The following is a 23930-nucleotide window of genomic DNA, read 5'->3' as shown; positions in this document are numbered from 1 at the left end:
TCCGGGCGCTATTCGTCTAAGCCAGAAACACAGACACATCTCAGGGGAGGCAACCGCCATGACATCACCGGTGGTATTGGAAAAGCACGGCGAGATCGGGGTCATTCTGGTTCAGAACCCGCCGGTCAACGCACTCAGTCAGGCCGTCCGTCAGGGGCTGCAGGACAGGCTGGCCGAAGCGAACGCCGACGACAGCATCAAGGGCATCGTGCTGGCGGGCGATGGCCGCACCTTCATCGCGGGCGCTGACATCAAGGAATTCGGCAAGCCGATGGGCGCGCCGGATCTGAATGCGGTGATCAAGTCCTATGAGGAAAGCCCGAAGCCTGTCGTCGCCGCGATTCACGGCACGGCGCTGGGCGGCGGGCTGGAAACGGCCTTCTCGGCGCACTACCGCGTGGCCGTACCGAAAAGCTTCGTCGGTCTGCCGGAAGTGAAGCTGGGCCTGCTGCCGGGCGCAGGGGGGACGCAGCGGCTGCCGCGCGTCGCCGGGGTCGAGAGCGCGCTGAAGATGATCACGTCGGGCGACATGGTGCCTGCACCGATGGCGGCGAAGGCCGGTATCGTCGATGAGATCGTGGACGAGCTAATCCCGGGTGCGGTCGCCTTCTGTCAGCGTCTGGTAGACGGCAATGCGCCGCGACCGGTTATCGCCGAGAGCCGGGGCAAGCTGGACGAGGCCGATCCGGCGATCTTCGACACCTTCCGTGACACCATGGCGAAGAAGGCGCGCGGCGTGCTGGCACCGCAGAACTGCATCTCCGCGGTCGAGGCAGCCTTCAAGGCGTCGTCCTTCGAGGAGGGGCTGGCCGAGGAACGCCGCCTGTTCGGTGAACTGATGGAGAGTCCGCAGCGCGCGGCACAGATCCACATCTTCTTCGGTGAGCGCGAGGTCGCCAAGATTCCCGGCATCGGCAAGGACGTCGCGCCGAAGAAGATCGGCAAGGCGGCCATCATCGGCTGCGGCACGATGGGCGGCGGGATCGCCATGAACTTCCTGAATGTCGGCATTCCGGTGACCGTCCTGGAGACGACGCAGGACGCGCTGGACCGGGGCGTCGGCGTCATCCGCAGCAACTACGAGAACACCGCGAAGAAGGGCCGCATGACCGCCGAACAGGTCGAGCAGCGCATGGGCCTGCTGAATCCGGTGCTGTCCTACGAGGAAATCGGCGACGCGGACATCGTGATCGAGGCGGTTTTCGAGGACATGGCCGTGAAGAAGGAGATCTTCGCCAAGCTGGATGAGGTCATGAAGGACGGTGCCGTGCTGGCCTCCAACACCTCGACACTGGACATCGACGAGATCGCCTCGGCGACGAAGCGCCCCGAGGATGTGGTCGGCACGCACTTCTTCAGTCCTGCCAACGTGATGCGGCTGCTGGAAAACGTGCGCGGCGAGAAGACGTCGAAGGAAACCATCGCGACCGTGATGGACATGGGCAAGCGGATCGGCAAGATCGCCGTGCTGGCCGGAAACTGCGATGGCTTCATTGGCAACCGGATGCTGCACCCCTATGGCCGCGAGGCGTCGTTCCTGGTGGAAGAAGGCGCGCAGCCCGAGGACGTCGATCGCGTGATGTATGACTTCGGGATGGCCATGGGGCCGTTTGCGATGGGCGACATGGCGGGTCTGGATGTTGGCTGGTACGTGCGCAAGCGCCAGCTTGAGAACTGGCCGCAGGGCAAGCGCTACTCGGCGCTGGCCGACCGCATCTGCGAGCTGGGCCGCTTCGGTCAGAAGACCGGCGCGGGCTGGTATCACTATGACGAAGGCAGTCGCGTGCCGAAGCCCGATCCGGTGGTGAAGGAGATCATCGAGAAGAATTCGGCGGAAGCCGGAATCAAGCGCCGCGAGGTGTCGGATCAGGAAATCCTGGAACGCTGCATCTACGCGCTGGTGAACGAGGGCGCGAAGATCCTGGAAGAAGGCATCGCGCTGCGGCCCGTCGATATCGATATCACCTATGTCTACGGCTACGCCTTCCCGAAACATCGCGGCGGGCCGATGCACTACGCCGACGAAGTCGGACTGGACAAGGTGCTGGAGCGGATCAAGGCCTACCATGAGCAGTCCGGCGGGGACGATTCCTGGAAGCCGGCGGCGCTGATCGAGAAGCTGGTTGCCGAAGGCAAGGGGTTCCGCGACTATAGGGGCTGACACCGGGATTCAATGAACACTCAGGCCCTCGCACAGGGCGGGGGTGACACGCAGAAGCCTGTCATCCCCGCTGGAGCGAAGCGGAATGCGGGGACCTGAGCAGCTCAACGAACGCTGATCGTCAGTTACCCACGACCACATGCTCCTCGCCGAACCAGAGCGGTGAGTTGGGCAGGTCGATGAATTTCGCCTCGTCTTCCAGCAGGATGCGTCCGGCCTCGCGCGCTGCGGGATCGCTGGTCGAGGCTTCGAGGTCGGCCAGGCTCTCCCACCAGAGTTCGGCCACGCCGTCGAAGCCTTCGGGGGCCTTGCGGGCACCCTGCATACCGGCGGTCAGTGCGGTTTCGATGGTGTGCACCTGAACGTAGCGGACCATGCGCAGCGCCTTCTGGTGTTTCCGGACCAGCGGACCGTGGCTGTTCAGCCAGTAGTCGTGGAACTCGCCCAGGCTGAGGCCCGGCTTGCGGCGCAGACAGAATGTAATCTTGATCATCGTCTCGACTCCCCTGTTTCGCTCTGCATTGGGCCACGTATAGTAGCCGGACGCAAAGGCGCAGGGTGGGGAACAGGCATGAGCGAAGTGAAGACCGAGCACGTATTGACCGCGCGGTTCGACGTGCCGCAGATCCGCGATCTGGGCAGCGGGCCCTTCGGCACGCGGCGGATCGCAACGGTGACCGGGGGCACCTTCGAAGGACCCGGCCTGAAAGGCACCGCACTGCCCAGTCCGGGCGGCGACTGGCTGATGTTCACGGCAGACGGGGCCACACATCTGGATGTTCGCGTCACGCTGAAGACCGAGGACGGGGACCTGATCTACATGACCTATGGCGGGCGTCGTCATGGCCCGCCGGAGGTGATGGCCGCGCTGGCTGCGGGTGAGGACGTCGATCCCTCGACCTATTATTTCCGGATCGCGCCGAAGTTCGAGACCGCCGCCGAGAAATACGACTGGATGAACCACACGGTGTTCATCGGAACCGGGCGGCGGCTGCCGGAAGGCCCGGTCTATGACATTCATCGGATTCTGTGAGGGGATGGCACCATGACGGATCTCGGGTTTGAGCACCTGTTCGATATCGCCATCGATGTTGGCGAGCGCACCATGATCGGCGACACCTTCAACGGCAAACGCCTGATCGCCGAAGTGACCGGCGGCACCGTGAAGGGACCGAAACTCAACGGCAAGGTTCTGCCCGGCGCGGCGGGGGACTGGATCATCGTCCGAAACAACGGCGTGCTGGCTCTGGACGTGCGGCTGACCATCGAAACGGATGACGGCGCGCTGATCCTGATGGGCTATCACGGTTACCGCCACGGACCGAAGGATGTGCTGAAGAAACTCGATGCGGGCGAGCGTGTCGATGCGTCGGAATATTATTTCAGGACCGCACCGACCTTCGAGACCGGGGACGAGCGCTACTACTGGATGAACAACATTCTGGCGGTGGGGCTGGGCGACCGGCATCCGCGCGGCCCGCTCTATCACGTGCACCAGGTGCTCTGAGGCATGGCGGAGCGGTATGACGCCCAGGCGCTGAAGGTATTTGCCGCCGATCTGTTCAGCCGCGCCGGTATGCCGGCGGACCGGTCCACCGTTGTCGCCGAGATGCTGGTCGATGCCGATCTGATGGGGCATGACACCCACGGTCTGAACCTCGCGCCGCAGTATCTCGATGCGCTGCAGAATGGCGAGATGCCGGCGACCGGCGATCCGGATGTCCTGTCCGACCGTGGTCCGGCGGTGCTCTGGGACGGACACTACATGTCGGGCGTCTGGCTGGTGCATCATGCGATGGATCTCGCTGTCGACCGGGCCCGGCAGTACGGTATCTGCGGCGTGTCGATCCGGCGGTCGGGGCACATCGCCTGTCTGGCCAGTTTTCTGCCCGTCGCGACGGACCAGGGCATGCTGATGCTTCTGCTGTCCTCCGACCCCGCCGTGGGCGGGGTGGCCCCGCACGGTGCGACCGAACCGGTCTACACACCGAATCCGATCGGTGTCGGCATTCCGACGGACGGCGATCCGGTTCTGATCGACATATCGGCATCCATAACGACGATGGGGATGCGCGGGCGCGCCGCCGCAGAGGGCGGCAGGCTGGGCGGCAAATGGCTGATCGATGCGAACGGCAATGCAACCGACGATCCGGCGGCCTTCGACGATGGCGGCGCGTTGCTGCCACTGGGCGGTCTGGACAGCGGCCACAAGGGATTCGGGCTGGGCCTGATGGTCGAGGCGATGACGTCGGGCCTTGCCGGGTTCGGTCGCAAGGACGGCCCGGACCAGCATGGGGCGTCGGTTCTGGTCCTGATGATCGATCCGGATGCGTTCGGCGGGCTGGATGCGTTCAGCGCCGAGACGGGCTGGCTGGCTGCGGCCTGCCGTGCCGCGCGCGTGCCCGACGGCGCGCCTGGTGTGCGACTGCCGGGTGAGCGTGCCCTGCAAAGAAAACGGGATGCCGGACGGGATGGCGTGGCGCTGTTCCCCGATATCATGCCAAGGTTGAAACAGTGGGCGGAGAAGCTGGGTGTCGATGCACCGGCGCCGCTCTGAATTTCGGGGGAGAGAGATCATGAGAACCAACAAGGTGCGCGACATCTGGAATGCGGGCGGCAATGTCGTGAACGGCTGGCTGGCCAGTTCCAGTTCCTATTCCGCCGAGATCATGGCCTCGCTTGGATTCGATTCCATCGGTGTCGACATGCAGCACGGCATGATCGATCTGAATGACGGTATTCATCTGCTGCAGGCGATCTCGGCGCAGCCCGCGACGCCGCTGGCCCGCATTCCCTGGAACGATCCGACGTGGATCATGAAGACGCTGGATGCGGGGGCGCTGGGGCTGGTGTGTCCGATGGTCAACACGCGCGAGGAAGCCGAGCACCTGGTGCAGTGCATGCGCTATCCGCCGCACGGTTTCCGGTCGTATGCCGGGGTGCGCGGGCCGCTCTACATGGGCCCGGACTATGCCAAGAACGCCAACGACACGGTGATCTCCCTCGCGATGATCGAGACCAAGACGGCCCTCGACAATATCGAGGACATCTGTGCCACCGAAAGGCTGGATGCGGTCTATATCGGTCCCTCCGACCTCGCGCTGGGGCTGGGACACGATCCGCTGCCCGACCCGACGGAGCCGGAAGTCCTGGAGGCGATCGAGCACATTCGCCGCGTCGCGACGGACAACGGCGTGATCCCGACGATTCATGCGGCGGGCGGCGATCATGCTGCGCGGCTGTTCAAGCAGGGGTTCAGGCTGTGCACGCTGGCCAATGACGTGGCGCTGATGCGCAAGGCGGCGAACGCCGAAATCGACCTCGCCCGTGGCTGATGATTTCGAAATCGACCCACGGCTTTCGGGATCATCGCATGCGGTCGGCGACTGGCCATTGTGCCATGTCCGCTTGAGCGATGATGCGCGCTGGCCGTGGCTGTTGCTGATACCCCGGCGCGTCGGGGCGGTGGAACTGTTCGATCTGTCGCCGGATGACCGAACGCAACTGATCGAGGAAGCGGCCTCGGCCGCGCTGATCGTTCGGAACCTGATTGATGCCGACAAGACCAATGTCGCGACCCTCGGCAATCAGGTGCCGCAGATGCACATGCATGTCATCGGCAGGAAGATCGGCGATGCGGCGTGGCCCGGGCCGATCTGGGGTGTGGGCGAACCTGTCGCGCGCGCTGGCACCGAACGGGATTCGCTAATTGAAACGATCCGTCACAAAACGGAACGTTCATTCATATTTTGACGTGAGGTTCAATTCGTGATCGATTTCGCAACTTTCAAACTCAACTGGAAGCCGAACCAGTTTCTGATGGCACCGCCCGGCCTCTGCGCGAACGCGGAACCGCATGCCGAGAGTCCGACCTTTGCCGAGACGCCGGATTCATTGATGAACAGGTTCCGCGCCATCGCGCTGGCTCAGCCGCGTGTCGCCGAAAAGACGGGCGAGGCGACCGGAAACCAGACGGTTTTCGTAGCAAAATCAAGGATCTTCCGGTTTCCGGATGTGATCGATGTGCGCACGCTCGATGCCGGTGAAGGGCGGTCCACCCTTGCGATCTATTCCCGCGCGAAGATCGGCATTCGCGACTTTGGCGTGAATGAGAAGCGGATCAACGACTGGGTGGCGCGTCTGAAAGCGTGACGCTGATCACAATTTAATTGACGCTAACGTCAGCCTGGCCGAACTGGCCCCGGACTTGCCAATTCTACCTCAAGTTATCTTTTCGATACCTGGGGAGACGAGCCGATGTCCACCGGCGCTGGAGCACTTCTGAAGGCCTATTGGCAGTCCAAGTCGAAGCACGACTGCGTTCCGGATCGCAGCGACATCGACCCGGCCGAAATGCGCGGCCTGCTGCCGGATATTGCGCTCGTCGAGATTCTTGAGGATGGCACCTGCCGGTTCCGCCTTGCCGGCACGCGTGTCTCACGCCGGTCGGGCATGGAACCGACGGGCATGAATTTCTCCGCTGACAGCAGCGAGGGCGGCCTCAAGGAACTGTACGATCTTGTTCACAAGACGGCTGAAACCGGCCAGCCGACTGAAAGCGAAGTGAAGTACTTCGGCGTGACGCCTTCCTTCGATCAGATATTGTGCACGGCACTGCCGCTGCGCCGCGACGGTCCGGAGATTCGTCTGGTCCTGCTGGCGCTGGAGTTCAGCTTTTCACCCAGCGCCGATTTCGCCACGAACCGGCTGTCAATCAAACGTAAGTAGGCGCTTCGGCGTCTCCACGGTGATCCGCGAGATCTCCGCCTCCGAAAAGCCGCGGCGACGCATCAGCGGCACGACGTTCTCGAAAATATGGGCATAGCCGTGACCGCCGAACTCGGTCAGGCGCGTCTTGTAGCAGATGTCGTGGCTGATCACGATCTGGTCCAGATGGCCGCGATCGATCAGGCGGCGCATCCAGCGCAGCCGCTCGGCGTCGTTGGGCAGGTCGATCTTCAGGTTCAGATTGTAGTGCGACTGCTCCTGTCCGAACAGGTCGAGTTCGATGATGGTACCGCTGTCCGCGAGGCGGAAGAGCCGCTCGTCATCGAAGATCGTCCGGTCGATGTGGCTGATGATCAGGCGTGATGTGTCGCCGCCCTTCTCCGCGATGAAATCGGCAACTTCCTGCGGCTGGTCCGGATCACGTCCCGGATGGACGTTCAGTGCCGCGCCCGTTTCCTGTTGCGCGATCAGGGCACCGGCCATCACCCGCTTTTCCAGGTCGGTCCAGGGGGACTGACAGCCGATCTCGCCGATGATCCCGGCGCGGGCCTCTGTGCCCCACGCGCCGACCTGTACCTGATCGATCATCTCGGCTGCGAAATCGTCGACGCTCCGTTCGCGGTTGGCCGGATCCTGATAGTCGTCGACATAGTGGCCGCAGCCCATGACGATGTGCGTGTCGGTATCGCGGGCGATCTGCTGCAGCCCTTCCGGATCGGGCTTCAGGCCGCCGATGGTCAGTTCGACGATGGACCGTCCGCCCGCGGCGCGCATGCGTGCGACCTCGGCAGTCGCGATCTTGTTGTCGAAGAAGACGTAATTGTTGGGCGCTTTCTTCGCGCCGTAATTGATGTGCCAGCAATTGCACAGCGCGATCTCCGGCCCTTGATCCGGATCGGCCTGCATCTCGGGCGTGCGGATGTCCCACAGCAGATGCTCATGCATCAGGGTCGGGCCCAGTTCGGATGGCTCGATCACGCCCAGCACGGTCTGCGCCTTGCCTCTCAGGTCGTCGCGGGTCAGTCGTTTGCTCATTGTCAGGCCCTCCGTGCCGCCAGGTTGCCGCCGTCGCCGTAGACGATCCCTTCCGGATAGTATTCGGCATTGTGCTGCACGCTGGCGGCGGCGTCATCACCATCGATGGCCGCGATGAAGCCAAGCGTCAGGTCGATCCCGGCGGAAACCCCTGCAGATGACCAGACGTTGCCGTCGCGGACCCAGCGTTTCTCCACCGTGGTGACGCCGGGGAATTCCTTCATCCGGTCGAGACCCTTCCAGTGCGTGGTGGCCTTTCGTCCCTCAAGCAGGCCCGCGGCGTAGAGGATGAAGGATCCGGTGCAGACCGACAGCACGTGTTCGGCGCTCTGCGCCTTCGCCTTCACCCAGTCGATCAGGATGTTGTTCTGCATCTCGTCGAAGGCAGAGAACCCGCCGGGAATCAGCAGGTAATCGAAGTCCGGACAGTCTGCGAAGCTGTGGTCGGCTTCGGTCTTCAGGCCCTTGGCGCACTTCACGGCACCGCCGTTCTCGCTCACCGTGAAGCATTCGGGACCATCGGCGTAGTCACGCCACATCGTCGCCATCTCCCACGGCCCGATCAGGTCGAGTTCCTCATATTCGTGGAACATCAGAAAGGCGAAACGCCGCGTATCGGACATGGTCGGTCACTCCGGTCGATGATTGACGAACCGGAGTTTAGGTCATTCTGCGGCTTTGGCGAGCTTGATCAGTGCTGACGACAGGGCCTTTCGTTCATCCGGCTCCAGCCGTTCGGCGATCCGGCGCTCATACGATTTGGCCAGCGGTACGATCTGTCGGTAGATGTTCAGCCCGTTGTCCGAGAGTTGCAGTGCCGAACGCCGCCGGTCGTCCGGCGACAACGTGCGATCCAGCAATCCGGAACTGATCATTCGTGCGACGGCCCGGCTGACCTGGACCTTGTCCATGGCGGCGCGCTCGGCGACCTCGTTCGCGGACAGTCCGGGGAAGCGGCCCAGGATTGCCATCATCCGCCACTCCGGAATGGTCAGCCCGAACCGGTCCGCGTAGAGACGCGCGATCTCCGCACTCACCCGGTTCGACGCGACCGACAGCTGGTAGGGCAGGAACGCCGGGAGATCGAGTGTTTCATCTTTCATGTTGCATATAGTTTCATATGAAACTAATATCGATGCAAGCTGAATTGTGAACAAGGGAGCGCATGCGATGGCTGATCTCTGGGAAAATCCGATGGCAACCGACGGGTTCGAGTTCATCGAGTTTACCGCGCCCGATCCCGCGCCACTGGCCGATCTGTTCGAGAAGATGGGCTTTACCGCCGTGGCGAAGCACCGCTCGAAGGATGTGACCCTGTTCCGGCAGGGCGACGTCAATCTGATCCTGAATGCCGAGACGACAGGCTTTCCGCGGTCCTTCTCGCGGCTGCACGGGCCCAGCGCCTGCGCCATTGCCTTCCGGGTCGATGATGCACCTGCCGCCTACAGGCGCGCGCTGGAGAACGGGGCCTGGGGCGTGGAAACCCATGCCGGGCCGATGGAACTGAACATTCCGGCGATCAAGGGCATCGGCGACAGCCTGATCTACCTGGTGGATCGCTACGGCGACAAGGGATCGATCTACGAGGTCGATTTCGAACCCATCCCCGGCGTCGATCCGCAGCCGAAGGGGGCCGGCCTGACCTATATCGACCATCTGACGCACAATGTGCACCGGGGCCGGATGGCCGAATGGGCCGACTTCTACGAGCGCCTGTTCAACTTCCGCGAAGTCCGCTTCTTCGACATCGAAGGCAAGGTGACGGGCCTGAAATCGAAGGCCATGACCAGCCCGTGCGGCAAGATCCGCATTCCGATCAACGAAAGCTCCGACGACAAGTCGCAGATTCACGAATATCTTGAGGAATACCGGGGCGAAGGCATCCAGCACGTTGCACTGGGTACCGATGATATCTACGCGACGGTCGAGCATCTGCGCGAACTGGGCATGCCTTTCCAGGATACGCCGGCGACCTATTACGAGGGCGTCGATGCGCGCGTGCCCGATCACGGTGAGGATCTCGACCGCCTGCAGAAGAATTCGATCCTCATCGACGGCGGGCCGGATCAGGGTGGCGGCAAGCTGCTGCAGATCTTTACCCAGACCGTCATCGGTCCGATCTTCTTCGAACTGATCCAGCGCAAGGGCAATGAAGGCTTCGGTGAAGGCAACTTCAAGGCGCTGTTTGAAAGCATCGAACAGGATCAGATCCGTCGTGGCTATATCAAGGAAGAGGCTTGAGGCCGCGTGATCGCTCCGTTCAACCTTGGTGCCACTCTGTCATCCCGGCCTTGTGCCGGGATCTGGATTGGCATGTGATTGTGAAGAAGAGTGCCTGACATCGCTCTCGAACCGGACCCCGGCACAAGGCCGGGGTGACAGACTGAAAGTATGACAGATGGCGAAAAACTGGATACAGTTTCCGAAGTCCGAAGGGCTGGCCTCGCGGCAGGCGCATGCCGACCTGCCCGAGGGCACCTATGAGCGGGAGTTCGGCAAGGAGGGGTTTTTCGGCCCGGCCAGCCACATTTACCATCAGAATCCGCCGACCGGCTGGACCGACTGGGATGGCCCGCTGAAACCCCGCGCGTTCGACACGCAGAAACTGAACGGCGGGCATCGCGGGCCCTGGGATGCGGATCTGCTGTTGCACAACGGCGCAACGAAGGTGCGTTTCTGGCGTCAGGACAAGGCCATGGAAGCGCTTGCCCGCAACGGCGACGGCGACGACCTGATCTTCATCCATCAGGGCGCGGGCGAACTGTTCTGCGACTTCGGCCACATGAGCTTCCGCGACGGTGACTACATCATGCTGCCGCGCGCGACGACGTGGCGGATCGAACCGTCCGAGCCGGTGCAGGCCCTGCTGATCGAGGCGACCAACGATTCCTACCTGCTGCCCGAGAAGGGGCTGGTCGGCCCGCATGCGATCTTCGATCCGGCTGTCATGGATACGCCCGCCATCGACGAGATGTTCCGGGCGCAGCAGGGCGATGGTGAATGGCAGGTGCAGATCAAGGCGCGCGGCGGCGTGTCGACGGTGACCTATCCCTACAACCCCCTGGATGCCGTCGGCTGGAAGGGCGATCTGTGCCCGGTGAAGGTCAACTGGCGCGACATCCGTCCGCTGATGAGCGCGCGCTATCACGTGCCGCCCAGCGCCCACACGACCTTTCTCGCCGGCCGCTTTGTGGTCTGCACCTTCTGTCCGCGCCCGTTCGAGAGCGATCCCGGCGCGCTGAAGGTGCCGTTCTTCCATTCGAACAACGATTATGACGAGGTACTGTTCTATCACGCGGGCGATTTCTTCAGTCGCGACAACATCGACGCCGGCATGATGACCCTGCACCCCTGCGGGTTTCCGCATGGGCCGCAGCCGGGCGCGTTGAAGAACGCGTTCACGCCGAAGAAGGCGGCGACCGATGAGGTCGCGGTCATGATCGACACGCGTGATCCGCTGGAAGTGGCCGCCGCTGCGGAAGCGACCGAGAACCGGGATTACGTGAAGAGCTGGGGCATGGCCAACCGCGCCAGATTGAAATAGCTGAATGTATGTTCCCCCCTCAAGAGGGAGGGAAAGCGATCTGAAAGTTGCTGTCTGGGACAGTTATCTCGGGAGAGAACCATGAAACTCGCATCTCTGAAAGACGGCCGCGACGGGAAGCTGGTCGTGGTCTCGAAGGACCTGGCGAAGGCCTGTCCCGTGGCGGAGATCGCCGCCACCATGCAGGAAGCGCTGGACAACTGGGACCATTGCGAGCCGCTGCTGAAGGCCACCTACCATTCGCTGAACGTCGGCGGTGCGCGCGACATCTTCGATTTCGATCCCGCCGCCTGCGCGTCGCCGCTGCCGCGCGCCTATCAGTGGGCCGACGGTTCCGCCTATGTGAACCATGTCGAACTGGTCCGGCAGGCGCGGGGCGCGGAACTGCCCGAAAGCTTCTGGACCGACCCGCTGATGTATCAGGGCGGTTCGGACAGTTTCATCGGGCCGCGGGACGACATCCGGGCGATCTCCGAAGATCACGGTATCGACTTCGAGGCCGAGATTGCCGTGATTACCGGTGACGTGCCGATGGCGACGAAGGCGGAGGCGGCGCGCGATCACATCCGGCTGCTGATGCTGGTGAACGATGTGTCCCTGCGCGGTCTGATCCCGAACGAACTGGCGAAGGGTTTCGGCTTCTTTCATGGCAAACCGTCGAGTGCCTTCAGTCCGGTCGCGATCACACCGGAAGAACTGGGCGACGCGTGGGATGGCGCGAAGGTGCATCGTCCGCTGCTGTCATATCTGAACGGTGATTTGTTCGGGAAACCGGAGGCGGGCGAGGAAATGACCTTCAGCTTCCCCGATCTGGTCGCGCACGCCGCCACGACGCGTCCGCTCTGCGCCGGGACGATCGTCGGATCGGGGACGGTTTCCAACCGCAATGCCGATGGCAGTGCCGGTACGCCGGTCAACAAGGGCGGGCTGGGCTATTCCTGCATCGCTGAAATCCGCATGATCGAGACGATCGCTGACGGCAAACCGTCAACGCCCTTCATGCGGTTCGGTGACCGGGTGAAGATCGACATGCTGGACGAGGACGGCCAGTCAATCTTCGGCAGCATCGATCAGAAGGTGGTGCGCTACGACGTCTGAGGTTTCGTGTCTTCCGTAGTGTCCATGCCGGTGCCGTCCGTCTCCGTCCCCCCGGTGTCCGGTTCTACGCCTGTCCCGGACTGATGTTCGGTCATGCCGACATCGACCGTGCTGATCGTGGCCCCCGCATTTGCCGCTTCGACGAAGGAACCCCGCGTTTCATCAGGCGGCGCGTCGCGCTTGCGGATGCGGATCGCGACGAAGATCGCCAGTCCGACATGGATGGCGATGGTGAAGAAGAACAGGCCCCGTCCGCCGAACTGAGACATCAGGGCCGACGCGAACAGCGGTCCGGCGACCGCGCCGGCGGCCCAGGTCAGCAACAGGCCGCTGGCGGCCTCGACGAAGCTTTTCGAATCCACCAGATCGTTGGCATGGGCCACGCAGAGCGAATAGAGCGGAAAGGCGAACATGCCGAACGCAAAGCCCGTCACCATCAGCAATGCTTCCGACCGGGCACCGAAAATGGCCAGGGCCAGTGCCGAGGCGGCGGCCAGCAGCGAGACGATGATGATCAGCTTGCGCCGGTCCATCCGGTCCGAAAGCTTGCCCAAAGGATATTGCGCTGCCGCGCCGCCGATGACGGAGATGGCGATGAAGATGGCCGCCGCGCTGGCGTTCTGCTGCCCGCCCTGCGCGAAAATCGGCGCAAGCGACCAGAAGGCACCGTTCGACGCGCCGACCAGAAAACTGCCGATGAACCCGACCGGCGACAGCTTCAGCAGGTAACCGATCCGCACCCCGACATGCTCGACCGGGGCCGGGCTTTCGGAACGGGACAGGGCTAGGGGGACCGCGGCCCACGAAATCAGGATCGAAGCGACCAGGAACAGCGGGAACCCGCCGGGGTTGCCCAGGGCGATCATCACCTGACCGACCGAGATCATCGACAGGTTGATGGCGGTGTAGACCGAGAAGACCGTGCCGCGCGATTCGTTGGTGGCTTTCTCGTTCAGCCAGCTTTCGATGATCATGAACAGCATGGCGATGCAGGCCCCGGTCAGGGCGCGGACAAACCACCAGACCACGATGTCGGTGACCAGCGCGTGAACCAGTGCCGATGTCGATGCGACGGCCACGATGGCCGCGAAGGCGCGGACATGCCCGGCACGGCGGATGACCACCGCGCCGCGCCAGCAGCCCAGCGCGAAACCCACGAAATAGGCGGATCCCAGAATCCCGATCTCGAACGAGCCGAAGGCCTCGATCTGCGCGCGCAACGGCAGCAGGGTGGACTGAAGCCCGTTGCCCATCAGCAACATGGCGACACTGAGCAGCAGAGCCGCGACGGGTGCTAGGGCCTTGATCATGCGTGCATGTTAACGGGAACGTAGGAGGCGGCAAGCCATCTTGGCAGATGCGGCTGGCAGGGGAGTTGCTTAGTCTGTGTTAACCATGAGCCCGATGTACCGTTTTTTCTCGATTCTGTGTCTGCTCGCCGTTTTGGCGGGCTGGAGTAATGTCGTTCTCGCGACCGATGTGCCACGGCGGATCATCGCCATTCATCATCCGCAGGGAGAAAAGCCGAAACTTCACGACCTGCACAAGATGGCCGAGATGCCGCTGAACTGGCTCGGCTACGTGCTGGATTACCGCGAACTGGATGAAGGCTTGCCGGAAGAGGCGATCGGCGATCCCGACGTGGCCGGTGTGATCACCTGGTTCGCCGAAGGCAGCATGGCCGATCCGCTGGCCTATGTGGACTGGGCGACGCGCATGGTCGATGCGGGCAAGAAGTTCATCATCCTGGGCGATTTCGGATTTCTGGCGCAGACCGGCGGTGAATCGGTCGCGGGACGGGCCAGCGTGACGGCGTTTCTGGAAAAGCTGGGGATCGAACTGGGGGGCGACTGGACCGATGTCACCTTCGATACCGAGATCGTGCACCGCGACCCCGACTTCTATGATCACGAGCGCCGGATGGATGGCCATCTGCCTCCCTATGAGCTCTACCTTCCGGCCGGTGACGCGACCGAAGTGATGCTGAAAGTGCGCAATCGCCAGTCCGGCGACGAAAGCGCGCTGTTCATGATCTCGCCGACCGCTGCCTTCATCGAAGGCGGCTGGATCTATTACAAGGACCCCGTCTATTTCCGCACCCAGTGGTACGTCGATCCGTTCAGGCTTTTCGAACGGGTCTTTGGCGCGGTCCCGCGGCCCGTTCCGGATGTAACCACCCTGTCGGGCCGACGGATGTACTTCAGCCACATCGACGGTGACGGCTGGCGCAATGTGTCGCTTGTCAGCGGTTACAAGAAGCAGCAGGCCTATTCGGCCCGCGTCGTGATGGAAAAGGCGATCATCCCGTATCCCGACCTGCCGATCACGGTCGGTCCGATCGCCGCGGACCTCGATCCCGCCTGGTCAGGCGACAGGAAGGCACAGGTTCTTGCCTCCGAGATCTTTGCCCTGCCGCAGGTTGAAATGGCGCATCACACCTACAGCCATCCTTTCGAGTGGGCTTTTTTCGAGGACTATACGCCCGAGAAGGAAGCGCCCTTCGTCAAGCTGTACGACAACCCCAGCATCGAGGCCTGGGGCGTTGAAAACGTGAAGGGCCCGCGCGAGCAACTGGTGACGCTGAAGGATGCCTATGACCAGCCGCGCGGGTTCGGGACATTTCCCTTCAGGCTCGACCGGGAGTTCGGCGCGGCGGCGGATTTCGTCAATCAGTTCGCGCCGCCCGACAAGAAGGTCGAGATCGTGCTCTGGTCCGGTGACACCTCTCCGACCGAGAAGATGATCCGCGCCTCCCGTGAGGCCGGATTGCTCAATCTCAACGGCGGCGATTCCCGCTTCGATCCCGAGTTCCCCTCCGTCAGCTATGTGCCGGCAGTCGGCTTCAAGGCAGGTGACGAGCGTCAGATCTATGCCGCCAACAGCAATGAAAACACCTACACGGACCTCTGGTCGGGCCGGTATTTCGGCTATCGCGATCTGGTCCATACGCTGCGCAACACCGAAACGCCGCGCCGGCTGAAACCGATCAACATCTACTATCACATGTATTCCGGCGAGCGGACCAACGCGCTGAACGGGCTGCTGTCCAACCTGGATTTCGCCCGCACGCAGGAAATCGCGCCGGTGACGACAAGCCATTACGCGCGCATGGCCCAGGGCTTCTACAGCACACGGTTTGAAGCGCTTGGCGCGTCGCGCTGGCGGGTTCTGGACCGGGGTGCCCTGCAGACGCTGCGCTTTGATCGGGCGGAAGAGCGGGCCGTGGATATGGACCGTTCGGAAGGCGTGCTCGGCTTCCGGCATCATCTGAACAGTCTCTACGTTGCGCTGGATGCGGCGGTCGAACAGCCGGTCGTCGCGCTGGGACCCCTGTCGGCCCGGCCCGGGATACCCTGGCTTGTCAGCGCACGCTGGGGGGTGCGCGACCTCAGGCGTTCGAAGACGGAACTGGCATTCCTCGCCCGCGGATTCGGGGCCGGCGAAATGCGCTGGGCCGGCATGGCGCCCGGACGCTGGCAGGCTGAGGTTTCCGGTCCGGACGCAGAAATTCAGCGCGCGTCCGCCCAGGCTGGCCCGGACGGCATACTGCAGATCGTCCTGCCCGGCGATGCGATCGACCCGGTTCGGGTGCGCCTGTTCCGGGTCGGCAGGAGCTAGCCGGGGAAAATGCGCCTCAACATCATACTGCTGGTCCTGCTCGTCCTGCTTGGCCTGGGCATCAGTGTCCTGCTGGTGCCGCGGGACAAGGATGTGGCGCTGCTGAAGCTGCGCAGCGACGAGGCCGATGAGGCCCGCCAGGTTCTTCTGGAACAGTATGACCGGGGCGACCGTTCGGTTGCCGTGATCGCTTCGCTGGCGGAACTCGCAATCGGCGACGGCGAGATTCCGACGGCAGTCGAGCTTCTGGAAGCCTATGTCCGGAACAACCCGAAGGACATCGCCGCGCGCAGGCGTCTGGCCGAATACTACCGCTTCGATCAGCGGCGCGACGACTATGTCGCCATGCTGGCCGAGGTGGTCGCGATCGACGGCGTGCCGCAGGAACGGCGGCTGCTGGTCGATCTGTACCGGGTCCGGGGTGAATACGAGGCCCTGCTGTCCGGCCTGAACGATCTCATGACGCGCGGCATCGCGGACCGGTCCCACTACTGGGAGGCGGTGCAGCTTGCCGCCTCGCAGGGCAAGTACGATCAGGCGCTGGCGGCCTCCGAACAGATGTGGCGCCGTTTTCCGGAGTCCTTCGATGCCCGGACGGTTCGTCTTTATGCCGTGCTGGCTGACGCGGCGGGCAAGGCGGAACTGGCCGAGCAGACGGTTGCCAGGCTGGCGTCGGGAGAAACCGGTCCGGCGGCCATCGTGCCCGTGATCCGCGAGATTTCGGATCGGGGCCAGGCCAAGCTGGGACTGCTTCTGCTGCGGCGGTTCGAGGACGATCTGCAACGGACACCGGCACTGCTGGTCGCCTGGGCCCGGATGCAGCAGTCGCTGGATCAGGAACTTGTCGCGCTGGAGCGTCTGCGCGGCCTGGAGGAGAGAGGCGAACTGCCCGAGACCGCCGTGCCGGTCCTGCTCGATCTGGTCATCCTGTCCGGCGATGTCGACCTGATCGATCAGGTGGTGTCGCCGCGCGACATGGCCGATCTCACGGATTTCCGTCTCCGCGCGGTGATGGATCGCGCGGTTTTCGAGCGGCGCACGTCGCTGCTGCAACAGTTCCTCGACCAGGCCCCGGCAGCTTTCCGGGACCGCGAACCCGCGCTGGTGGCCGAAGTCCTGATCGGGCTTGGCCGGATGGAAGAGGCTGAGGCCGAAGTTGCAAGAGCTCGTTCCCTGAAGGTCCGGCGGCTGGACCAGCTTCTGCGGCTGGCGCGCGCGGAGATCAGGCTGGGTCAGGAGGCACAGGCCGCGGAGACGCTGGACCGTATCGCCGGGGCCGCCGATCTGGATGACCAGTCCATGCGGGCGCTGGCGACGCTCTACATCGAGACCGAGCGCACGACGCAGGGCCTGCGCGCGTTCCGGCGGTTGCAGAGGGAACGTCCCTCGCTTGCCGTGGATGCGGGCTGGGCGCGTCTGGCCGCCCGGGAAGGGCTGGATACAGAACTGCTGACATGGATGAAACAGCGGTCGGGCCTCGACGAGGATCTGCTTTCCGATATCGTCTTCCTGTCATCGCCGGACCGCGCGCCAAGATCGGCGCTGGAAGCTGCCACCCGTCTGTACCGGGAGCATCCCGGCCGTGACTCCCGACGGCTTTATGCCGAGGCGCTGGTGGCGAATGGCCGCCATGCGGAGGCGCTTCCGGTGCTGGAGGAACTGCTGCCCGGCAGCGATGAAGACGCCGAGGCCTATGTCGCGGCGCTGGTCGCTGCCAACCGCCGCGCGGATGCTCTCGCGTTTCTGAAACAGCGTGGCGCGGATGGCCCAATCGCACCCCGCCTCGCGGACGATCTTTTCAGTCTGGCTGTCGAAGCGGGGGAGATGGAAACCGCCTACGCCGAGGCATTGCGGCAGGACTATCGCAAGCTGGAGGACGAGACGCTGGCGTTCTGGATCGAGACCGCGACCAACGACCGGCGTTTCGATCTGATCGACCGGATTGTCGCGCAGACGGACCCGGCCTTCATGGCGGCGCGTCCTGTTCTTGCGGCGCGGATCGCACTGGCGCGGGACGATCGGTCAGCAGCTCGGGAATGGGCGGAAAAAGCCTTGCTGCGCGCCGATCTGAGGAACGCCGAGATGATCGCGCTGGCGGGTATTTTCGACGCGCTTGGCGAAACGGACCGGTCTCTGGCTCTGCTGCAGGGGCTGGCCGATGATCCGGCAACACCGGCGTTCGCCATCGGCAATCTGGGGGCGCAGTATCTGAAACTGGGCAAGGCGGCCGAGGGAGTGCAGACCTTCCGGCGTCTGATCGAAACCCGCACCGAACCGCAGGTGATGGAAAGCTGGGCCAGGCTGGAGGCCGTTGCCGGCGATGCCGCCGCTGCACTGGCATGGCTGAAAACCGCCGAAGCGCCTTCCGCGCAGGTGCTGGCCGATCTCTATTTCATGGCGACGGAACGGGGCGCTGAAGCCCTCGCGTTCGAGGCCGCCCGGCGCTACGTCGACGCATATCCGGGCACGGACTCCCGCCGGGTCTATGCGACGGCGCTGATCGCGCGGGGACGGGCCGCCGAGGCATTGCCGGTACTGGAGAAGCTGTTGCCCGGCGATGACGAGACCGTAGAGACCTATGTCGGTGCGCTGAACGCGGTCGGGCGGAAGCGCGATGCGTTCACCTATCTTGAGCAGCAACGGAACGGTGGAAAACTGCCGCTCCGTCTGGCCGACGACTTCATCGGCCTGGCTCTGGAACTGGATCGCGCCGAGACCGCCTTTGCGGAGGTGGCGCAGCATGATCTCCGGCGCTTCGACGATGGCGTGGTGGCGGCTCTGGTCGAGCGGGCTGCCGCCGACCGCAACTTCGACCTCATCGACCAGATGGTGGCCGCGGTCGGCCCCGACTTTCTGGCGCAGCGGCCCGTGCTCGCCGCCCGGATCGAACTGGCGCGGGGCAATGACGCGGCGGCGCGCGACTGGGCGGACAGGGCCGCCGGACGGGACGATCTGAACAATCAGGACCGGCTGGCACTGGCGTCGGTCTGGGCGGGGCTTGGCGCAACGGAAAAATCGCTCGCGCTGCTGAAGGGGCTTGCCGACGATCCTGCTACGCCGGCCTATGCCATTGCGGATCTGGGCGCGCAGTATCTTTCGCTCGGCAAGGCGAAGGAGGGGCTTTCGATCCTCCGCCGCCTGATTGAGGACCGGCGCGAACCGCAGGTCCTCGAAGCCTGGGCAAGGCTGGAAGCCGCCGAGGGTGAGCCCGCGCGCGTGCTCGACTGGCTGGCGTCGACGCCGTCGGTGTCCGGACAGGCCCTCGCGGATGTGCACTATCTGGCCGCCGAACGGCGGGCCGATGAACTGGCGTTCGAGGCGGGGCGCACCTACCACGAACGCTATCCGGGTCCGGAATCGCGGCGCATCTATGCGACGGCGCTGATCGCCAGGGGACGCGCCGAAGATGCGATCCCGATCCTGCAGCAGCTTCTGCCGGGTGATGACGAAGTGGCGGAAGCCTACGCGGGCGCGCTGGGTGCCGTCGACCGCAAGGCCGAGGCGCTGGCCTTCCTGCGCGCACGTACCGATGGCGAGAAGCTGCCGGTACGGATCGCGGATGATTACATGGCGCTGGCCATCGAACTGGATCAATCGAAACTCGCCTATGCCGAGGCGCGGCGTCACGTCCTGTCCGATTTCGACGATGACACGATCGCATCGCTGGCCGAGAACGCCGCCGAAGACGGTGATTTCGAACTGATTGACCAGATCGTGGCGCAGACCGGACCGGCGTTCTGGGAAGCGCGGCCCGTCATGGCGGCACGGATCGAGGTGGCGCGGGGCAATGAGGCCAAGGCGCGGGAATGGGCGGAAAGGGCGGCTGCCCTGGACGATCTGTCGAATGCCGACGTGCTGCGGCTCGCGAAGGTGTTCAGCGATCTGAACGACATCGAACGGTCGCTGGCGCTGCTGGAAGGCATCGCGGCCGATCCGCGGACCCCCTCGTTCGCCTATGCCGATCTGTCCGCGCAATACCTGCAACTGGGCAAGGCCGAACAGGGGCTGCCGGTCTTCCGTCGTCTGATTGCGCAGCGATCCGAACCACAGGTGATGGAAGGCTGGGCACGGCTGGAGACGAAAGCCGGGTCGCCGCAGCGGGTTTTCGACTGGCTGCGCGAAGATCCGGAACCGACGCGCCAGGCGCTGACGGACCTGTATTTCCTGGCGGCCGAGCGCAAGGCGAACCGCCTCGCGCTGGCTGCTGCGGATGACCTGTTCGAACGGTTTCCGGGCAATGAATCCCGGTTGATCCGGGGGCAGGCGCTCATTGGCGTCGGGCGCGGCAAGGAAGCCGTCGCCGTGCTGCGTCCGCTGTTGCCGGGCAGTCGTGAGGTGCGTGCAGCCTATGTCACCGCATTGGGTCAGAGCGGCAGCGCTACCGATCTGAAGGCGTTTGCGGTCGATGCGCTGAAGGACCCGGATCTCGACCCGGAGATTCGCTCGGCCCTGCTGTTCGGCCTGCTGGAGAACGGGGCCGCGGACATCGCGCTGCCGCAACTGCGGGAACTGGCGCAACGCGATCCGGCCACGTGGGAGGCGGCCTATCTGGATGCGCTTCGCCAGGCGGGCACGGTGGACGAGCGCGTCGCGGTCCTGACCGCGAAGCTGGACGCGGGGCCACCGCCTGCGCAGAGGGATCTGCTGCTTTTCGAACTGCTTGAAACGGGCGGGCCGGCGCGGGCGCTGCCCTATCTCAGGCGGGCGGCGGAGGCGGACCCCGCCGGGACGTGGCCATCGACCTATGAAGAGGCGCTGACCACGCTGGGGCGGGACCGGGACCTGATCGACTGGCTCGTGCGTCGCGCGCAGTCGCCCGATGTGCCCGGGAAACAGCGCCGGGAGATCGCCTTCCGGCTGCTGGACCTCAACGCCCGCGATCAGGCCGAGCAGGTGTTTCTGGGCCTTGCCGCCAATGCAAAGCCATCCTCGCCGGATGTGGAACAGCTCGTGTTTCTCTGGGGGCCGAAACCGCCGAAGCGCGGCCTCGACTGGCTGGTGAGGCGGGCCGGGGACTCGGCGCAGGCGGACCGGGCGGGCTGGCTGAGGTTGCTGGCAAACGTCCGGGCCTTTGACGAGGTGGTCGCGCTTGGAATGCGTCCCGCACCGGCAAACGCGAGGGATCCGAAGCTTCAGCCGCTGATCACGGCGCTTGTCGAGACCCGGCGTCAGGCGGAAGTCAGCCGCATACTTGATCCGATCATCGAGCAGACGGATGATCCGAGACTGCTGCTGCGCATGGCCGACTGGGCAGAGCAGGCCGAGCGTTCGAAGACCGCCGTTGCTGCCTACCAGCGCGCGATCAGCCGGATCGGCGATGATCCCGAGGCGTTGCTGAAGGCAGGCCGTGCCTTCACCTTTGCCGGTCGGGCCGAACTGGCCGTGGAGACACTGGAACGGTACTTCCGGACACCGGGCAACAAGGCGGCGAGCGATCATCGGCCCTGGTACTACTATGGTCAGTCGCTCTCGCAGATGAATCGCCAGCCCGAGGCGCGCGATGCCTACCGCCGGATGCTGGCGGTGATGGACCGGAGCGGGGCGAACGATTTCGAAAGTCGCCGGATGCGCGCCACCGGCCATGAAGCCATCGGCGACGGGGAACGCGCCGTGCAGATATACGAAGGCCTGCTGGCCGAACGTCCCGACGATCGGTCTCTCATTGCGGATTTTGCAGCCCTGCTGATCGAATTGCGCCGCTATGACAGGGCGGAATTGTTGCTGGGACAGAACTGATATAGGTTCTGCCGCCGCACCCGTTCCACCGCAGATGATCCGAGGCACCGATGCTTTACGAGTCAGGCGACGCCTTCCGTCGCGAACCCCACAAGGCGATCACGTTGCTGGGCATGTCGGGTGTCGGCAAGACGATGCTGGCCGACCGGTTGCCGAAGGCGGAGTGGTTTCACTATTCGGCGGACTACCGCATCGGCACCAAGTATCTGGAGGAGGATATCCTCGACAACATCAAGCGGAAGGCGATGCAGGTGCCTTTCCTGCGCAAGCTGCTGCTGAGCGATTCCATCTATATCTGCTCCAACATCACGGTCGACAATCTGGATCCGATCTCCACCTATCTGGGCAAGATCGGGCGTCCCGACGGCACCGGTGCGGAAGAGGGGGGGCTCAGCTATGCCGAGTTCCGCCACCGTCAGGACCTGCATGAACAGGCCGAGATCAACTCGATGATCGATGTGGAGCGGTTCCGGAACAAGGCGCTGGAGATCTACGGATATCCGAACTTCATCAACGATGCGTCGGGAAGCATCTGCGAGATCGTCGATCCGTTCGCAGCCGAGACCGATCCGGTTCTGACCTCCCTGTCCGAAGGCACCTTGCTGCTCTATATCCGTGCCAGCGAGGAAGACTACAAACGGGTGGAAGCGGCGGCCATGCGCAATCCGAAACCATTGTTCTACAGGGATGATTTCCTGCAGGCGGCGATACCGGACTACCGCGCCGAACGGGATCTGCCGCCGTCGCCCGTGAACCAGGTCGACGACATCGATCCGGATGATTTCGTGAAGTGGATCTTCCCGCGGCTCTGGCAGCACCGGATCCCGCGCTATCAGGCGATCGCGGACCGGATGGGCTATGTCGTCGAGGCGAGCGATACCGCCTCGGTGCGCGACGGGCAGGATTTTGTCGAACTGGTCGCACGCGCCATTGACACGCGCGTGGCAGAGGCGGCCTGACGATCATGCCCGCCTTGCTGCCAGAAGGCCTGCCGGCCGTCGAGACGCTCTCGAAGGAAGGACTCGAGGTCGTCACCCATGCGCCCTCGGGCCGTGCGGCCAACCCGGACCTTGTGATCGCGATCCTGAACCTGATGCCCGACAAGATCGCCACCGAGACGCAACTGATCCGCAAACTGGCGGACGGGCCCCGCCGTGTCGAGGTCATCCTTTTCGCCACCGGTGCCTACATGGATCGGGTTCGCGACCCCGCGTACCGCTCGGCGAATACGCCGGTCGAACACATGCGTCGCTTTTACCGCAGCTTCGATCAGGTGCGGGATCTGGAGATCGACGGCCTGATCATCACCGGTGCCCCGGTCGAGAAGGAACCGTTCGAGGACGTGCCATACTGGAACGAACTGCTCGATGTCTTCGCATGGGCTGAATCCCGCCAGACCGGTGTCTTCAACATCTGCTGGGCGGCACAGGCGGCGCTGAGCCACTTTCACGGCGTCCCGAAATACGTGCTCGACCGCAAGATCTTCGGGGTTTTCGATCATCGGATCGAACAGGCCAGCCCCTATCTCGACGGTTTCGGCGAGGGCTTCCGCATCCCCGTGTCCCGCCATTCCGAAATCCATCGCGAGGATCTGCCGGATACGCCGGAACTGGTCGTGGTGGCGGATTCGGAAGGTTCGGGACTGGGACTGCTTGAGGACCGCAGCCGCCGGCATCTCTATATTTTCAATCACTTCGAGTATGATGCCGATACGCTGAAGCGGGAATACGATCGCGATGTCGCGGCCGATCAGCCGATCCACATTCCCGCTAACTACTATCCCGACAATGATCCGTCGCAGACGCCGTCCTTTGACTGGCGGGATGATGGAACGCGGCTCTATCAGAACTGGCTTTCGACGATTGCCGCCAACAAAGTCACTGAAAATTAGTGACTTGGCCGGAACAGTTGCGATCCGAGTTCGGGTGATCTGGCCAAGCTGCTGGTGATCGTGGTGTATTTCTTGCAGAATGCGGTTTTGCAGAAGTTGCTCGTCGGCGGAACTGCAAT

20 protein-coding genes are annotated in these 23930 nt (G+C 63.8%); 15 read left to right on the top strand and 5 right to left on the bottom strand.

The features are described 5' to 3' along the window. The first annotated feature begins 58 nt into the window (after positions 1 to 58). Positions 59 to 2161 (top strand): 3-hydroxyacyl-CoA dehydrogenase NAD-binding domain-containing protein, encoded by a 2103-nt coding sequence (locus tag ACN0X7_RS17335; protein WP_417519593.1) that lies wholly within the window; start codon positions 59 to 61, stop codon positions 2159 to 2161. A 121-nt stretch (positions 2162 to 2282) separates the two neighbouring features. On the opposite strand, the gene ACN0X7_RS17330 is transcribed toward ACN0X7_RS17335, so the two are convergent. Further along, positions 2283 to 2654 (bottom strand): EthD domain-containing protein, encoded by a 372-nt coding sequence (locus ACN0X7_RS17330; RefSeq protein WP_417519591.1) that lies wholly within the window; start codon positions 2652 to 2654, stop codon positions 2283 to 2285. A gap of 78 nt (positions 2655 to 2732) precedes the next feature. On the opposite strand from ACN0X7_RS17330, the gene ACN0X7_RS17325 reads away from it, so the two are divergent. The 7 genes from ACN0X7_RS17325 to ACN0X7_RS17295 all read left to right on the top strand — a co-directional run bounded on the left by ACN0X7_RS17325 (position 2733) and on the right by ACN0X7_RS17295 (position 6889). After that, positions 2733 to 3194, top strand: coding sequence for a DUF3237 domain-containing protein (locus ACN0X7_RS17325; RefSeq protein ID WP_417519589.1), 462 nt, complete (start codon positions 2733 to 2735; stop codon positions 3192 to 3194). Positions 3195 to 3206: 12 nt separating this feature from the next. Beyond that, positions 3207 to 3668: a DUF3237 domain-containing protein gene (locus ACN0X7_RS17320; protein WP_417519587.1), complete on the top strand. Its 462-nt coding sequence runs from the start codon at positions 3207 to 3209 to the stop codon at positions 3666 to 3668. A 3-nt stretch (positions 3669 to 3671) separates the two neighbouring features. Continuing rightward, entirely contained in the window at positions 3672 to 4718 is a 1047-nt protein-coding gene (locus tag ACN0X7_RS17315) for an Ldh family oxidoreductase (RefSeq protein ID WP_417519585.1), read from the top strand. Positions 4719 to 4737: 19 nt separating this feature from the next. After that, positions 4738 to 5496: an HpcH/HpaI aldolase family protein gene (locus ACN0X7_RS17310; RefSeq protein ID WP_417519583.1), complete on the top strand. Its 759-nt coding sequence runs from the start codon at positions 4738 to 4740 to the stop codon at positions 5494 to 5496. After that, positions 5489 to 5914 carry an HIT domain-containing protein gene (locus ACN0X7_RS17305; RefSeq protein ID WP_417519581.1) on the top strand — a complete coding sequence of 142 codons (426 nt, stop codon included), beginning with the start codon at positions 5489 to 5491 and terminating at the stop codon, positions 5912 to 5914. Before ACN0X7_RS17310 ends, ACN0X7_RS17305 begins: the two co-directional genes overlap by 8 nt. Before the next feature lie 15 nt (positions 5915 to 5929). Beyond that, positions 5930 to 6313, top strand: a complete 384-nt coding sequence (locus ACN0X7_RS17300) for a DUF1499 domain-containing protein (RefSeq protein WP_417519579.1) — start codon at positions 5930 to 5932, stop codon at positions 6311 to 6313. A 105-nt stretch (positions 6314 to 6418) separates the two neighbouring features. Beyond that, on the top strand, positions 6419 to 6889 hold the full coding sequence (locus tag ACN0X7_RS17295) for a PAS domain-containing protein (RefSeq protein WP_417519577.1): 471 nt from the start codon (positions 6419 to 6421) through the stop codon (positions 6887 to 6889). Here the strand turns inward: ACN0X7_RS17295 and ACN0X7_RS17290 are convergent. From ACN0X7_RS17290 to ACN0X7_RS17280, 3 genes are read right to left on the bottom strand one after another with little or no spacing between them, the layout of a single operon-like run. Then, positions 6872 to 7924 carry a phosphotriesterase family protein gene (locus ACN0X7_RS17290; RefSeq protein WP_417519575.1) on the bottom strand — a complete coding sequence of 351 codons (1053 nt, stop codon included), beginning with the start codon at positions 7922 to 7924 and terminating at the stop codon, positions 6872 to 6874. The genes ACN0X7_RS17295 and ACN0X7_RS17290 overlap by 18 nt on opposite strands. A gap of 2 nt (positions 7925 to 7926) precedes the next feature. Further along, complete coding sequence (locus tag ACN0X7_RS17285; RefSeq protein WP_417519573.1) at positions 7927 to 8547, bottom strand: DJ-1/PfpI family protein; 621 nt, start codon at positions 8545 to 8547, stop codon at positions 7927 to 7929. Between the two features lie 42 nt (positions 8548 to 8589). Further along, positions 8590 to 9027 carry a MarR family winged helix-turn-helix transcriptional regulator gene (locus ACN0X7_RS17280; protein WP_417519571.1) on the bottom strand — a complete coding sequence of 146 codons (438 nt, stop codon included), beginning with the start codon at positions 9025 to 9027 and terminating at the stop codon, positions 8590 to 8592. 67 nt (positions 9028 to 9094) lie between these two features. Here ACN0X7_RS17280 and hppD point away from each other — a divergent pair, with 67 nt between their 5' ends. The 3 genes from hppD (at position 9095) to ACN0X7_RS17265 (ending at position 12566) form a co-directional block, all read left to right on the top strand. After that, positions 9095 to 10165, top strand: a complete 1071-nt coding sequence (gene hppD / locus ACN0X7_RS17275) for a 4-hydroxyphenylpyruvate dioxygenase (protein WP_417519569.1) — start codon at positions 9095 to 9097, stop codon at positions 10163 to 10165. Between the two features lie 157 nt (positions 10166 to 10322). Continuing rightward, positions 10323 to 11468, top strand: a complete 1146-nt coding sequence (locus ACN0X7_RS17270; protein WP_417519567.1) for a homogentisate 1,2-dioxygenase — start codon at positions 10323 to 10325, stop codon at positions 11466 to 11468. An 81-nt stretch (positions 11469 to 11549) separates the two neighbouring features. Further along, positions 11550 to 12566, top strand: coding sequence for a fumarylacetoacetate hydrolase family protein (locus tag ACN0X7_RS17265; protein WP_417519565.1), 1017 nt, complete (start codon positions 11550 to 11552; stop codon positions 12564 to 12566). Here the strand turns inward: ACN0X7_RS17265 and ACN0X7_RS17260 are convergent. After that, on the bottom strand, positions 12554 to 13876 hold the full coding sequence (locus ACN0X7_RS17260) for an MFS transporter (RefSeq protein WP_417519563.1): 1323 nt from the start codon (positions 13874 to 13876) through the stop codon (positions 12554 to 12556). The genes ACN0X7_RS17265 and ACN0X7_RS17260 overlap by 13 nt on opposite strands. An 85-nt stretch (positions 13877 to 13961) precedes the next feature. Between ACN0X7_RS17260 and ACN0X7_RS17255 the strand changes: the two genes are divergently transcribed. Genes ACN0X7_RS17255 through ACN0X7_RS17240 form a run of 4 tightly spaced genes read left to right on the top strand, consistent with a single transcriptional unit; the run spans position 13962 to position 23811 of the window. After that, the gene (locus ACN0X7_RS17255) at positions 13962 to 16184 is read left to right on the top strand and encodes a polysaccharide deacetylase family protein (RefSeq protein WP_417519561.1); all 2223 of its coding nucleotides are present in this window, start codon (positions 13962 to 13964) and stop codon (positions 16182 to 16184) included. Positions 16185 to 16193: 9 nt separating this feature from the next. Then, complete coding sequence (locus ACN0X7_RS17250) at positions 16194 to 21920, top strand: hypothetical protein (protein WP_417519559.1); 5727 nt, start codon at positions 16194 to 16196, stop codon at positions 21918 to 21920. A gap of 50 nt (positions 21921 to 21970) precedes the next feature. Further along, a complete protein-coding gene (locus ACN0X7_RS17245) occupies positions 21971 to 22879 on the top strand; it encodes an ATPase (protein WP_417519557.1) in 909 nt (302 codons plus the stop codon). Between the two features lie 5 nt (positions 22880 to 22884). Then, complete coding sequence (locus ACN0X7_RS17240) at positions 22885 to 23811, top strand: homoserine O-acetyltransferase/O-succinyltransferase family protein (RefSeq protein WP_417519555.1); 927 nt, start codon at positions 22885 to 22887, stop codon at positions 23809 to 23811. Positions 23812 to 23930 lie beyond the last annotated feature (119 nt).

It is taken from the genome of Minwuia sp., from assembly GCF_048263705.1.
Taxonomy (GTDB): domain Bacteria; phylum Pseudomonadota; class Alphaproteobacteria; order Minwuiales; family Minwuiaceae; genus Minwuia.
This window is presented reverse-complemented; position numbering and strand designations above follow the sequence as displayed.